The sequence below is a fragment of the Gimesia chilikensis genome, assembly GCF_007744075.1.
Classification (GTDB): Bacteria; Planctomycetota; Planctomycetia; order Planctomycetales; family Planctomycetaceae; genus Gimesia; species Gimesia chilikensis_A.
The window spans coordinates 7,281,837-7,295,929 of record NZ_CP036266.1 but is presented as its reverse complement, the minus strand read 5'-3'; the positions used below and the strand labels follow the sequence as shown (position 1 = coordinate 7,295,929).

Annotated in this window: 13 protein-coding genes; 11 read left to right on the top strand and 2 right to left on the bottom strand. The window is 54.2% G+C overall.

What is annotated here, in order from left to right:
• Positions 1-5 precede the first annotated feature (5 nt).
• Positions 6-428, bottom strand: coding sequence for a hypothetical protein (locus HG66A1_RS27500; protein WP_145191862.1), 423 nt, complete (start codon positions 426-428; stop codon positions 6-8).
• Positions 429-888: 460 nt separating this feature from the next.
• Between HG66A1_RS27500 and HG66A1_RS27495 the strand changes: the two genes are divergently transcribed.
• From HG66A1_RS27495 to HG66A1_RS27480, 4 genes are all read left to right on the top strand, one after another.
• Positions 889-1,731 carry a transketolase gene (locus tag HG66A1_RS27495; RefSeq protein ID WP_145191859.1) on the top strand — a complete coding sequence of 281 codons (843 nt, stop codon included), beginning with the start codon at positions 889-891 and terminating at the stop codon, positions 1,729-1,731.
• A 111-nt stretch (positions 1,732-1,842) separates the two neighbouring features.
• Positions 1,843-2,796 (top strand): transketolase family protein, encoded by a 954-nt coding sequence (locus tag HG66A1_RS27490; protein ID WP_145191856.1) that lies wholly within the window; start codon positions 1,843-1,845, stop codon positions 2,794-2,796.
• A 101-nt stretch (positions 2,797-2,897) separates the two neighbouring features.
• Complete coding sequence (locus HG66A1_RS27485; protein ID WP_145191853.1) at positions 2,898-3,854, top strand: GNAT family N-acetyltransferase; 957 nt, start codon at positions 2,898-2,900, stop codon at positions 3,852-3,854.
• Positions 3,855-3,945: 91 nt separating this feature from the next.
• Entirely contained in the window at positions 3,946-4,902 is a 957-nt protein-coding gene (locus tag HG66A1_RS27480; RefSeq protein ID WP_145191850.1) for an ornithine cyclodeaminase family protein, read from the top strand.
• A 6-nt stretch (positions 4,903-4,908) separates the two neighbouring features.
• Here HG66A1_RS27480 and mazG read toward each other — a convergent pair whose 3' ends face one another.
• Positions 4,909-5,847, bottom strand: a complete 939-nt coding sequence (gene mazG, locus HG66A1_RS27475) for a nucleoside triphosphate pyrophosphohydrolase (RefSeq protein WP_145191847.1) — start codon at positions 5,845-5,847, stop codon at positions 4,909-4,911.
• A 107-nt stretch (positions 5,848-5,954) separates the two neighbouring features.
• Between mazG and HG66A1_RS27470 the strand changes: the two genes are divergently transcribed.
• The 7 genes from HG66A1_RS27470 (at position 5,955) to HG66A1_RS27440 (ending at position 13,780) form a co-directional block, all read left to right on the top strand.
• On the top strand, positions 5,955-6,446 hold the full coding sequence (locus HG66A1_RS27470) for a hypothetical protein (protein ID WP_232106686.1): 492 nt from the start codon (positions 5,955-5,957) through the stop codon (positions 6,444-6,446).
• Positions 6,447-6,485: 39 nt separating this feature from the next.
• Positions 6,486-7,514: an alpha/beta hydrolase family protein gene (locus HG66A1_RS27465; protein ID WP_145191844.1), complete on the top strand. Its 1,029-nt coding sequence runs from the start codon at positions 6,486-6,488 to the stop codon at positions 7,512-7,514.
• A 256-nt stretch (positions 7,515-7,770) separates the two neighbouring features.
• Entirely contained in the window at positions 7,771-10,749 is a 2,979-nt protein-coding gene (locus HG66A1_RS27460) for an anaerobic glycerol-3-phosphate dehydrogenase subunit C (RefSeq protein WP_145191841.1), read from the top strand.
• Positions 10,746-11,000, top strand: coding sequence for a MoaD/ThiS family protein (locus HG66A1_RS27455; protein WP_145191838.1), 255 nt, complete (start codon positions 10,746-10,748; stop codon positions 10,998-11,000). Before HG66A1_RS27460 ends, HG66A1_RS27455 begins: the two co-directional genes overlap by 4 nt.
• Positions 11,001-11,037: 37 nt before the next feature.
• Positions 11,038-11,469, top strand: a complete 432-nt coding sequence (locus HG66A1_RS27450) for a molybdenum cofactor biosynthesis protein MoaE (RefSeq protein ID WP_145191836.1) — start codon at positions 11,038-11,040, stop codon at positions 11,467-11,469.
• Between the two features lie 103 nt (positions 11,470-11,572).
• Positions 11,573-12,574: a GTP 3',8-cyclase MoaA gene (gene moaA, locus HG66A1_RS27445; RefSeq protein ID WP_145191834.1), complete on the top strand. Its 1,002-nt coding sequence runs from the start codon at positions 11,573-11,575 to the stop codon at positions 12,572-12,574.
• 33 nt (positions 12,575-12,607) lie between these two features.
• A complete protein-coding gene (locus HG66A1_RS27440; protein ID WP_145191832.1) occupies positions 12,608-13,780 on the top strand; it encodes an aminotransferase class V-fold PLP-dependent enzyme in 1,173 nt (390 codons plus the stop codon).
• The last annotated feature ends 313 nt before the right edge of the window (positions 13,781-14,093 follow it).

Genomic DNA, 14,093 nt, shown 5'->3' with positions numbered 1-14,093 from the left:
CGGATTTATTCGTCATCCTGTTGGGAACTGAAGTAGCCGGCCGAGGACTGAAAGTACTTTTCGCGTCGGCGCTGGGAGTCGGCAGACAGATTCGAGAGGCCCGCCTTCAGATCTTCCAGGTTCGCGTTGCAGTAGCGGCAACCGGTCTGTTGCAGATGGAATTCAACGAAACTCTGGAATTCCGCCGGCAGGGTCTCCAGCAGATAGCCCCCTAATTGACTCCGGGTCGGGCAGCTCAAACGGTTCCGTCTCCAGATCTCGCCGACAGAATGCACTCCTTCGTCGCGCTGTCGCGCAAGTTCCGCCAGCCGGACCCGTAAACGATCGGATTGACGGAGTGCCGCCTCGATCTGAGACATCAGGTCTGTCGACAGACTTTCATCCAGATATGACAGTAATTCCTGATCAGTGAAGCTGCTTTCAGTCATGCTGTATCCCAGAGGAAGAGTACGGGAGAATTCTTAACGACTGCTTCATTATGGACGAATGAATTCTCGCTTTAAAGACTAGTCGGATAAACAGTTGTGATTTTGACCAGAAAGAGCAAACCATTAATTTCTGAAGAAAGCTTCCTGAGGGGAAGCAGGTATTTTACAGAAAAAGTAGGTCGTCGGCCGGCTTTTCCAGTGCACAAACGGGTTTCTGCAGCTCAAATGGTTGTGGCTGGAAGGCTTGCTCGTTAGCATACCGGAAGAAAATTGACGCGCTTAAGTTGCGCCTGGTGGCGCCTGAATGCTGTCACAGCTCCATTCTCTGATTGTCAGATCAGGTAACACCCTTCTTTCGGTCCTCTGAAGACAGCAGGTTCCATAATCGCAGAGGGGAACTGGATTCAGAGTCGGGCGCGTGATGATTTATGGTTCGTTTAGAAGAATTGAAGGAAATACAGTGGCTGCTCAAGCAAATGCCTTATCAATGGAAGAATTGAAGGAAAAAGGAAAAGTCCTTCGCCGTCTGATCATCAAAATGACGACCGAAGCTGGCAGTGGACACCCCAGCAGCAGTCTGTCTGCCGTCGAAGTGGTGAACGCACTCTGGTTTGGCGGGTTCATGAAATACGATCCACAGAACCCCACCTGGGAAGCTCGCGATCGCTTCATTCTGAGTAAAGGTCACGCGGTTCCCGTGCTGTACGCCGCCATGGCGGAAGCCGGTTACTTCTCCACTGATGATGTCATGACGCTCCGTAAACTGGGCAGCCCCTTCGAAGGTCACCCGAACATGAAGCGTCTGCCCGGGATTGAAGCCTCAACCGGCTCACTGGGTCAGGGACTCTCACTGGGTATCGGTCAGGCCCTCGGCGCTCGTTTGAATAAAAACGGTGCCAACGTCTTCGTTGTTATCGGTGATGGTGAAATGGGTGAAGGCCAGGTCTGGGAAGCACTCGCAGCTGCTGAGAAATACAAGCTCGGTAACCTGACCGCGATTATCGATCAGAACGGTTACCAGCAGACCGGTGCCACCAAAGACGTTCTGGATATGGGATCTTTCGAAGATAAGATCGCCGCCTTCGGCTGGCACACCCAGACCATTAACGGTAACTGCCAGGAAACGGTAGTCGAAGCACTGGAAGCAGCCGCTAAAGTCACCGACCGGCCCAAGGCCATTATTTCGCAGACCAAAAAAGGGTATGGCATCCTGCCGGTCCTCGAAGAAGCCGGCGATACCAACTACCACGGCAAGCCGCTCTCTCCCGAACTGGCAGAAAAAGCACTCGCCTTGCTCAGTTAGTACCCCTGCTGTTCCTGACCGCTCGGTAAACATCCGGGCGGCGTCAGGTTGCCGGCAGTTCGAATCAAACAATATCTACAGGCAAAACACAGACAAAAGAGATAAAGCATTATGTATTTAGGTGAACTTAGCGGATTGAAAATCGGACAGGCCACCCGCGATGCGTTTGGCGATGCATTGAAAGATCTGGGTGACCAGTTTTCGACTGTCGTTACCGTTGACGGTGACGTAGGAAACTCGACTCGTACCGAAGTCTTCGCCAAGGCATACCCCGAACGTGCCTTCAACGTCGGGATCGCAGAAAGCAACATGGTGAGCGTAGCCGGTGGTCTGGCCTCAACCGGTCATATCCCCGTCGTCGCCAGCTTTGCCGCATTCCTGATGTGCAACGCTTACGACCAGATCAGAATGTCGATCGCTTTCCCGAGCATGAACGTCAAAATGGTTGGTACTCACGCCGGGATTTCTATCGGTGAAGACGGTCCTTCACAGATGGGTATTGAAGACGTCTCCCTGGCCTGCAGTCTGCCTGGCGTTGTTGTGATGGTAACTGCTGATGCCTTTTCCACCAAAGCCGCAACCAAAGCCATGCTGGAGCACGAAGGTCCTGTCTACCTGCGCCTGGGACGTCCCAACGTTTCTGAAATCTACAAAGATGGTGACAGCTTTGAAATCGGTAAAGCCAATACCGTTCGTGAAGGTGACGATGTCACTATCATCGCTAACGGCCTGATGGTCGCCGGTGCGATGGACGCTGCCACCAAGCTGGCTGAAGAAGGTGTCAGCGCTCGCGTCATCGACATGCACACCATCAAGCCGCTGGACACGGACGCGATTGCCAAAGCAGCCCGTGAAACAGGTCGGATTGTAGTCGCTGAAGAACACCTGGCGCACGGCGGACTGGGATCTGCTGTCGCCATGGCTGTCTCACAGATCGATCCGGTCCCCATGGCATTCGTTAACGTCGGCGACTGCTTCGCTGAAAGTGGCGATCCTCAGGGACTGCTCGACAAGTACGGTCTGACTGCTGATGCGATCGTTGAAGCTGTCAAAAAAGTGAAATAAGCAGAATGGCAAGCCCCCCTGATTTTTCAGGGGGGCTTTGTCTATAATTGTTGCTGATAAATTGATTCATTCGACCCATTCACATTCTGTGAGAGAACTTTGTGACTGAGTTTCGCGCCTTCCACAACACTGACCCGCCGCAGCTGCTGAAACTCTGGCATTCTGCAGGATTAGGGAGAGGTGCCGCAGAATGTCTCACGAACGACGCATTCGAAGTTCTCATCTTTTCCCAGCCCTACTTTGACCCGGAAGGGTTAATCGTCGCCGTGGAAGATGGTGCGATCGTTGGTTTCGTGCTGGCTGGCTTCGGTCCTAATCAGGAATTCTCGGCTCTCAGTTTCTCTGAAGGCGTCATCTGTGCCGTCATCGTACATCCGGAATTCCGACGTCGGGGCATTGGTCGCGAACTGGTCCGTCAGGCAGAGGAATACCTGCTCGCAAAAGGCGCCACGCAAATCACGGCCGGACCCTCCGGACTGCTCTCACCTTACCTGGTCGGCCTGTATGGCGGGACACGCCCCTCTGGGTTTCTGCTTTCCGATCCCCTGGCGGCTCCCTTTTTTGAAAGCCTCGGCTACGAAGCCATCGGCTCTACGCGCATCTATCAGCGTGATCTGCTCGGTCAGAAACCGCCGATTAAATTTCACCTCGTGAACCTCCGCCGAAAAATGCAGCTGGAAATCTCCGATGATTACCAGGCTCCCAACTGGTGGTGGCTGACACGCTTGGGACGACTCGAAACGCTGCATTTCGAACTTGTGCCCAAATCCGGCTATGATGCCATGGCCTCGGCGACCGTCGTGGGGCTGGACCTCTATATTCCCAAATGGGAAGAGCGCGTGATCGGTCTCACAGATGTCTACGTGAAAGAATCAGAACGGGGCAAAGGCTACGGTCAGTCGCTCCTGCTGGAAATTGGCCGTCGTCTACAGGACGAGCTGATCACCAAGCTCGAACTGCACGTCGCCGAAACAAACGCGGTTGCCTGGCACGTCGCAGAAGCGGTGGGCTATTACCAGGTGGATACTGGTATTGTATATCAGCGCGTTTCTCGTTAGCGTGTAACTGACTGTTGCGTCGTTTGTATAACTCTCGACAGGCACGCTGGTTCTGCTGATTTCCGAAATGTCCATGGAAAGGTAACCGTAGATGGCGGCTCTCTATATCTCCGAAGACGATGTCCGTTCCCTGATGGACATGGAGAAATCCATTCTCATCACGCACAAGGTTTTCAAAGAAATCGCAAGCGGGCGAGTGATGAATGCCCCTAGACAACGGGTGCGGGCTCCAGGCGTCATGCTGCATACCATGTCTGCCGCCAATGAGTATCTGAACTACGTCGGCTGGAAAGCATATACCACCACCAAAGAGTCAGCCCGCTTTCACGTAGCGATCTACGATCAGGAATCGGGCGAGATGCGGGCCTTGATCGAAGCCGATTTTCTCGGCCAGCTACGCACCGGCGCAGCCAGTGCTGTCGCTACCGAATTCATGGCTCGCCCGGATTCCAAGGTCGTCGGTCTGTTTGGTTCCGGACTGCAGGCACGGACTCAATTGCAGGCCATCTGTATGACCCGCAAGATTGACTTCGTGCAGGTCTATTCGCGCAACTACGAAAACTGCAGCCGCTTCGCTGAAGAAATGACCGAACTCTGTGATGTCGAAGTCAGTGCCTGTCATACCCCCGACGAGACGGCAGCTGAAAAAGACATTGTGATTTGCGCCACCACCGCCAAGGCCCCCCTCTTCGATGGACGGGTTCTGGATGAAGGGACGCATTTGAATGTCGTCGGTTCAAATCACCGCAGCCGTCGTGAAATTGATCGCACCACGATTAAACGGGCCGATGTGATTGTCTGTGACGACATCGAACAGTGTAAGATCGAAGCCGGCGACTTCATGCAGCCGGTCGACGATGGAATCACGGACTGGCGGCTGATGCACAATCTCTCAGAGATCGTCGCCGAACGCGAAACCGGACGGGCTACCGACGATCAGGTGACTCTGTTCAAGTCGGTAGGCATTGCAGCCGAAGATGTCGCGATGGGCGTTCAGGTTTATGAGTATGCACTGCAAGAAGGGCTCGGCGTCGATCTGCCGTTCTAAATTGCTTCAGCGCTGTGCACGTTCCTGCTGTTTGACTGCCTGGTAGATAGCTTCCATCTCCTGCAAAGTCGCTTCCTGGATTGAGCGGCCTTCCGTTTCCAGGGCCTGTTCGATTTTCTGGACCCGCGCCTGGAACTTGCGATTACTTTTTCGCAGGGCTTCTTCCGGGTTGATCTTCCAGCGACGGGCAATGTTCGCGACCACAAACAGGATGTCTCCCAGTTCGCCTTCCACCCGGGCCTGCAGTTCAGGATCGTCCAGTTCCTGGTCCGCAATGACTTCCGCTTCCACGGTAGCTGGTGTTTCAGGCAGTCGTCCATCATGAAACAGTTCGTCTGCCAGTTCCTGAATTTCTTCCCGCAGTTTATCAAACAGCATGTCGCGGTGAGGGAAATCATAACCCACCTTGGCCGCTTTCTCCGCGACCCGTGATGCACGAGCCAAAGCCGGCAGTGCCTCGGGCAGGCCATCAAAGATTGAGCGTCGCTGTTTTTCCTGGTCTTTGATCTGGTCCCAGTTTTTGCGGACTTCATCCGGCGTTTCCGCACTCACGTCACCGAACACATGCGGATGACGTTCAATCATCTTGCGGGTCAGGCGGTCAACTACATGAGTCAAATCAAAGCGACCTTCGTCCGCCGCGATCTGAGAGTCGAGCACAATCTGCAGCAGCAGGTCCCCGAGTTCCTCGATGATATGCTGATCATTGCCCGAATCGATGGCTTCCAGCAGTTCGTAGGTCTCCTCGAGGGTATAGGGCTTGATCGTTTCCAGCGTCTGTGCCCGGTCCCAGGGACAGCCTTCCGGCGATCGCAGTCGGGCAATCACGTCGCAAAGCTTTTCAAAGGCGGGGGTTAGAATGCTATAATCGGGAGGAGTACCCGGCAGGGGAGCGGAGCTACCCTGGGTGTTCTCGGATCGGGCTGGGGGGACAGAATCTGTCATTGTGCTACCGTATGATTCACCTGAAGGCTCGGATCGTGTAGGATGAATGTATCGTAGCGAATTCGCTTGTTCCTGAAAATTCACAACCAATCGATGAGGCATAAATCATGAGTTTTCTCAAGAAAAGTTCACTGGCAGTCTGTGTAATGATGTTGTCTCTGAGTGCTGCGTTCGCCGACGATTCCACTCAGCAGGCGGAACTGGAAAAGAAATTCGAAAAAGAGATGTCGGGTGCCACGCTGGTGGGGCATTTTACTATTGATGGCAGAGAGAACGGAAACCCACTCCGTGAGGAACGCTATGAAATCGCCTCAGCCAAAAAACTGCAGGGTGACCAGTGGGTCTTGACAGCCCGTATCAAGTACGGTGACAACGATGTCAATGTCCCGATCCCACTGAATGTCTACTGGGCCGGCGACACTCCGGTGATCTCACTGACGAATATTTCGATCCCCGGTCTCGGTAACGCATTCACTTCCCGGGTCATGTTCTACGATGGTCGTTATGCGGGGACCTGGCAGCACGGTAAAGTGGGCGGAAACCTCTGGGGTAAAATTGAGTACGCCAAAGAGAAAACCGATTCTGAAAACGACAAGTAACAGCAGCCTTTGATTCAGCTAACTGAGGAGTTCCCATTGATGTTCCGAAAATTATGTTCCGTCGCCCTGATGCTGGCCTGGGGTTTGTCTGGCGTTCAAGCATTGACCGCTGCAGAAAAGTCGCCTGAAGCACAGCCGGCGGACAATCCGGTTCTCACAAAGATTGAAGTCAAAAGCTCGCTGGATCAGAGTATGCAGCCGTCACTCATCTGGGCGCCGAAGTCTGCGAAATCCAGTCCCACACCATTGTTTGTCTTCCTGCATTCCTGGAGTGGCAATTATAAGCAGAACAACGCCAAGTGGCTCAAAGAGGCACAGCAGCGGGGGTGGATTTACCTGCACCCCAACTTCCGGGGCGTCAATCAGCAGCCGGAAGCCTGTGGTTCTCACCTGGCTCGACAGGACATTCTCGATGCGATCGACTATGTCATTCAACACTACGATGTCGATCAGTCGCGAATCTACCTGGCGGGTTCTTCGGGGGGCGGACACATGACAATGCTCATGGTTGGTCATCATCCGGATCGTTTCTCTGCCGCTTCGGCCTGGGTCGGCATCAGTGATCTCGCGGACTGGTATCGCTTCCACGTCAAAGATGGGAAACCCCAGCGGTATGCCCAGATGATTCTCAAGTCGCTGACTGCCAAACCCGGAACCAGCAAAGAAGTAGATGCCCAGTACCGTGACCGCTCCCCTTTGTACTGGATTGCGAATGCCAGTGAAGTACCGCTGGATCTCAACGCCGGTGTCACTGATGGCCAGACCGGTTCCGTACCTTTCATGCACACGCTGAAAGCCTATAACCAGTTGGCGAAAAAGAATAACAGCCCCCTAATCACTGATGCAGAAATGCAACAATTATGGGACCAGGGGAAACTCACGAAGCCTCAGTCTGCTGATGAGACCCCTGACGAGACCTATGGCCGCGATATTCATCTCCGTCGCAAGTCGGGGCAGGCCCGCGTCACCATTTTTGAAGGGGGGCATGAAGGGTTACCGGAACCAGCCTGCGCCTGGCTGTCGCAGCAGTCTCGTGATACTTCGAGCTTTGGAAAAGGGTCAGACTGAGATCGGAAGGGCGTGTACAGGCTTCACTGGGGCTGTTGACGTGTGCCTGGTTAATCTGCTGCTTCAGGGGGATCTGCAGAGCGCTTGCGGAATAAGCCTGTTCTGCGGGTTCTTGCGCAGCAGTCTTCGAATTCGCTTAGGTCGGATCGTTTCGGTCAATTGACTATTCAAACTCTGACCCGCCTTCGCGTACAATACAGGCTGTCCCAAGCCTCGAACCTGCTTGCGAATTATTTCAACCTGAGAGTCAGTTACTTTGGACCGTCAACAGCAACGAATCGCAGAAGATCTCTCCAGCCTGATTGCAGGCGATGTGCGATGCGATCCGGTGTCGTTGTCCATTTACTCCAGCGATGCCAGCCTCTATCAGCTGCCTCCCCTCTGTGTCGCCTATCCCCGCGATCGCGAGGATATGATCGCCATCGCCCGGTATGCCTCTGAGATGCATATCCCCATCATTCCCCGTGGTGCAGGAACGGGCCTGGTCGGAGATGCGATCGGCACCGGAATTGTAATTGACTGCTCGCGGTTCATGACCGGATTTGAACTGCTCAATGACAATCTGATTCTGGTCCAGCCCGGTGTGGTCCATGCGCGTCTCAATCGCTATCTCAAACCGCTGGGCCTCTATTTCCCTCCGGATCCATCCAATACAGAGGTCACGACTGTCGGCAGCATGCTGGCCATTGATGCTGCTGGCTCTCGGGCAATTCGCGTCGGTTCGACCCGCGATCATGTCAATCGCATTGAAGTCGTGCTGGCAGACGGAACCTGCTTTGATGTGGGAAACGAAAGTCTGTCGATTCTCAATCAGCCTGTCGCCGGTTCGAGTACTTCTCTGCTCAGTGAACCGTCCCCCGAAGTACGTGGCGAACAGGCCCGACGGACGATTTTGAGTAAAATGTCGAAGCTGCTCACCGATAATGCTCAGCTCATTCAGGAGAAGCAGCGTACCGGAATTCCCAACTGCAGCGGCTACTTTCTCAAAGGGATTAAATCACGGGAGCACCTCAACCTGGCGCGGATGCTCGTGGGATCCGAAGGAACACTCGGCTTGTTCACCTCGGCGATTCTGCACGTTTCTCCGTTACCCGCTCATCGCGGCGTGGCGCTGCTTCTGTTCGGGGATCTCTCCTCTGCGATCAAAGCCGTGCAGACCATCATCCAAGAGCAACCCTCGGCATGCGACCTGCTCGACCGTCGTTTGTTGTCGCTGGCACGGGACGCTGATCCCCGCTTCGCTTCACTGATTTCACCTGCAGCCGAAGCGGCACTGCTCGTAGAGCAGGTAGGCTTCAGTGATGCCCAGGTTCAGCAGCGTCTGCACAATGTCACGCTGGCTGTAAAAAACATTAACTCCCGCGTGGTGGTGGCGATGGAAACCCATCAGCCGGACGAGGTCGATTTTCTCTGGTCGCTGCCTCAAAAGGTAGTGCCTTCACTCAGTCGTCTCCCAGGGGAGTCCCGACCACAGCCCTTTGTCGAAGATATCGCGGTGCCTCCGGAACGGCTTAACGAGTTCTCACAGAAAGCGCAGAAAGTCTTTCAACGCCACGAGGTGACTGCTACGTTTTACGCACACGCCGCCTCGGGGCAGATTCACCTGAGGCCCTTTCTGCCTGCTCTGACCGAGCAGAATGCCCCCATTCTGGAAAGCATTGCCCGCGATCTCTACCAGACGGTCTTTTCCGTTAACGGGACCATCAGTGGAGAGCATGGCGACGGTCTGGCACGCACGGCGTTCCTCCGTTCCCAGTACGGCGATCTGTATCGTGTCTTCCGCGAAGTCAAAGATATCTTCGATCCCAGTAACCTGCTCAATCCCGGCAAGATCATCAACGATGATCCTCACGTGACCATTCGCAACCTGCGTCCCGTGCCTGAAAAATTTCCCGAACTGATCGACCTGCAGTTGGGCTGGACGCCCCAGGAACTGCAGAACGAGGCCAGTCGTTGTAATGGCTGTGGTTCCTGTCGTCGTCAGGATGACGGTTCCCGCATGTGTCCCGTCTTCCGGATTGAGCCTGTCGAAGAAGCATCACCCCGCGCCAAGGCCAACCTGTTTCGCGGTCTGCTCTCGGGAGCCATTCATCCTAATGAACTCTCCTCCCAGGATACCAAGCGACTCGCGGATACCTGCGTGAACTGTAAGCAGTGCGTGCTCGACTGTCCTTCCTCGGTGAATATTCCACAGATGGCCATTGAAGCCAAGGCCGCTTACGTTTCTGCCAATGGGCTCGACCATACAGACTGGATTCTCTCCCGCGCCCATTCCTTCGGTGCGCTCGGTAGTACCCTCTCCATGGCTGCCAACTGGGCGATCAACAATTCGACGGCCCGCTGGGTCATGGAAAAGATGATGGGCATTCATCGGCACCGAAAGTTACCCCTGTTCTCCCGTAGGTCATTTCTACGGTCGGTTCCCCGCAAACTGACAAAACGCCCTCGGCCGGGAAGCGACCCCGATCTTGTGATCTTTTTCGTCGATTACTACGCCAACTACCATGATCCAGAACTCGCGCATGCCCTGTTGGCCATTCTGCAACATAACCAGATTCCGGTTTACGTCCCGCCTCTGCAGCTTGCTTCTGGCATGGCGATGGTGTCGGCAGGGGATCTGATTGCGGCCCGTGGCCTGGCCAAGGAAAACATTCAGATCTTGAGTGAATTCGCCCGCGAAGGGCATCGCATCGTCTGTACCGAGCCGGCAGCCGCCATCTGTCTCAAGCAGGAATATCCGATGCTGGTCCCCGGAGAAGACAGCGAGGTAATCGCGAGCCAGGTACTGGAAGCGGGAGAATATCTGTGGGAGCGGCGTGATGCAGGTCGTCTGAGGACCGATTTTGGTCGACTGGCGATGGAACTGGATTATCATACCCCCTGTCATATCAAGGCTTTATCGTCGCGGTCCGCTCTGAAAGAGCTTCTCGCTTTGATTCCTGAGCTGCAGGTGAATACAATTGAAAAAGGTTGCTCGGGTATGGCTGGTACTTACGGCCTGGCCCGGGAAACCTTTGAGACTTCCAAGCAGATCGGTCAGGAGTTGATCGATCATATGAAAATAACGAATGTTCACGCGGGTGCGACGGAGTGCAGCAGCTGTAAAATGCAGATGGAACAGGAATCTGCGATTCCCACCATTCATCCGATCAAGCTACTGGCGCTTTCTTATGGACTCATGCCGGAACTCGAACGGTTTTTGCAGCCCCAGAAGAAAAAACTGGTCATATCATGACAGCCTCCTCCATTCAGGTCCGATTATTTGCCCGAGCCCGGGAACTGGCCGGCAGTGATACCATCAGCGTCAAAGCTGTTGAAAACATGACGGTAGCCAGGCTACGGTCTGCGATTGCAGAACAGTATCCCGAACTGCAATCCTTGAGCGGTCAACTGTTTATCGCCATCGACAATGCCTATGCAGGCGAAGAACAGCCACTCACCGCAGAACAGGAAATCGCCTGTTTCCCGCCGGTAAGCGGTGGATGACTCGTCCGAGTAAAAAAACATTAAAACTGGGAGCATCATGCCCGACTCGATTGCGATTGTAGAAGAACCGATTGACTACACTGCCCTGACCGAACAGGTTCGTTCGAATGCCTGTGGTGCCGTGGTGCTGTTCATGGGGACGGTCCGGGAAATGACCCAGGGCAAGCAGACCGTCGCGCTCGACTACGAAGCGTACCCGGAGATGGCTTATAAAACGATGCAGCAGTTGATCGACGAAGCCCGCGCGAAATGGGACGTGCATTTAATCGGCATTGAACATCGCGTCGGGCATCTGACGCTGGGAGAAATCAGTGTGGCGATCGCTGTCAGCTCGGCTCATCGCAGTGAAGCATTCGAGGCGGGGCGGTTTCTGATTGATCGTCTCAAAGAAATTGTTCCTATCTGGAAAAAAGAGAACTGGGCCGACGGGACCACGGAATGGGAACATCCGGGGGTCACGGCAGAATAATTCCTTTGGAATCACAGGTCGCGGCTATAATAGTAGATAGACTAATCATTGGATCTTAATAACCACGTCAGCGTTTAACCGACGTCAAACGCGAGAGGCATTGATGGAACTGCAGAATCAGCTCATCGATTCATTCGGACGGGCGCATAACAACCTGAGAATCAGCGTTACCGATCGCTGTAATATCCGCTGCTTTTACTGCATGCCTTCGGAAGATGTCCAGTTTGTCCACCGCAGCAAGATCCTCTCCTTTGAAGAAATCGTACGTTTCGTGCGACTGGTGGCCCCGCTCGGGGTCAATAAAATCCGCCTGACCGGGGGAGAGCCCCTGGTTCGCAAGAACATTCCCGAGCTGGTCAAGATGATCGCCGACATCCCCGGTATTCAGGATATCGGGATCACGACCAACGGCATTCTGTTGCCTCAATACGCACAAGCTCTGTTCGATGCCGGGCTCAGGCGAATCAATATCAGCCTGGATGCTTTGAACGCTCAGAAATTCCAGGAGATTACCCGACGGGACGATTACGAGAAAGTGCGGGAAGGAATTCGTGCTGCTCACGCGGCTGGCTTTGATCCCATTAAAATCAATGCCGTCTCGATTCGTAATCTCACTGAAGATGAGATTGTTCCCTTTGGCCAGCTGGCCCGGGAAACCGGGGCGGAAATCCGCTTTATCGAATTCATGCCCCTCGATGCAGATAACAAATGGGAACGCGACAAGGTTCTGTTCGCACAGGAGATCCGCGAAATCCTCACGCAAGGGATCATGCCGCTGGTACCTGTCGAGCAGACCGACAAAAGTGCGCCCGCGTCTGACTTTGTGTTTGAAGACGGCGTCGGGCGAATTGGTTTTATCGCCTCGATCAGTAACCCTTTCTGCATGAGCTGTAACCGGTTTCGCCTGACAGCGGACGGCAAGTTAAGAAACTGCCTTTTCAGTCTGGATGAGACCGATATCCGCAAACTCTTCCGTACAGACGCACCTGATGCGGAAGTCATCGACGCCGTGAAAAAGAGCATCGCTGCCAAAAAAGAGGGGCACGAAATCAATACCGCCCGTTTCATCCAGCCCGATCGTCCCATGTATTCCATCGGAGGCTGATCTCGCAGGTTCCTTCCTGACGGTGAACGATTCATGAACGAGCAGTTGATCTATCTGGATAACGCGGCGACCAGCTATCCCAAGCCGGAGACAGTTTACACCGCCATCGATGAATACAATCGCCACTGCGGTGCACCTGTCGGCCGGGGGGCCTATCGAAAATCGGTCGAGGTACAATCTGATGTCGATCAGTGCCGCAAGCTGGCAGCCGAAGTCCTGGGGGCGAGCCGACCTGAAGAAGTAAGTTTCACGTTTAATGGCACCGACAGTCTCAACACAGTGATTCATGGTCTGCTCCGCCCGGGCGATCATGTCATTACATCCGATGTTGAGCACAATTCCGTGCTCCGTCCCTTACAGACACTGAAACAGCGCTGGGGGCTGGAGGTCACATATATCCCCGCGAATGCAGAGTCAGTCGTCGATCCGCTCGCTTTTAAACAGGCACTCCGCAAAAATACCCGGCTCATCATTCTGAACCACGCTTCGAATGTCACCGGCAGCATTCAACCCATTAACGAAGTAGGAGAGATCGCACGCGAGGCGGGGGTACTCTTTCTGGTCGACGCAGCACAGTCTGTCGGGCATCTCCCTTTGAACGTTTCCGCTCAGCCGATCGACTTTCTGGCTTGTCCCGGGCATAAGGGCCTGCTCGGGCCTTTGGGAACAGGGCTGATTTATATCCGGGCCGATCTGGCGGAGCAGGTCGAAAGCCTGAAGCAGGGCGGGACAGGAACCAGCAGCGAAGAAGAGACCCAGCCCCTGACCCAGCCCGATAAATACGAGGCGGGTAACCACAACACTCCCGGGCTGGTTGGTTTGAAAGCATCCCTGGATTACCTGCGGGACAGAGGCCTCGAAGATATCAGGCGCCACGAACAGGAGTTGACCGGGTGTCTTCTGGAAGGCTTTCGTTCTCTCTCTGGCTTTGAAGTACCCGGACCGCAGGAGGTAGCAGACCGGGTGGGGGTGGTCAGCCTGATCAATCAGGCGGTGGAACCACAGGTATTGGCATCGATTCTTGATGAAAACTTCGGGATTCAGGTTCGAGCCGGTCTGCACTGTGCTCCGCGCATTCATGACTCAATTCGTTCCGTAGAGTGGGGTGGCACGATTCGCTTCAGTCCCGGGCCTTTTACAACACTGTCTCAGATTGAGACAACGCTCTCTGCCATGCAGGAGCTGGCTGTTTCTTTTTCAGTCTGATCCCCGTTAATGACGATGAGTGAATAGAGACGCCATTTTCGGCGTAAAACCTGCCGGGGAAAACTCTTCGAGTATTTTTTGTATAGCAATTACTTGCTTGACACTCTTCCTCATTCACTTCAAAATTAAAATAGGCAATTCTAGCTCGACCTATCTGCAAACTCTTATCCTGAACGAAACATGATGAACCGAGATTAATCAGCTCAGTCGAACTGGGTTTGATCGGTGCTGGAGTCGTAACAGGGGCCTGTTTCTGCCGAGCGAATCGCCTTGAGTTCATAGAAATTTCACAAACCAGATCGAACCAGAGTCT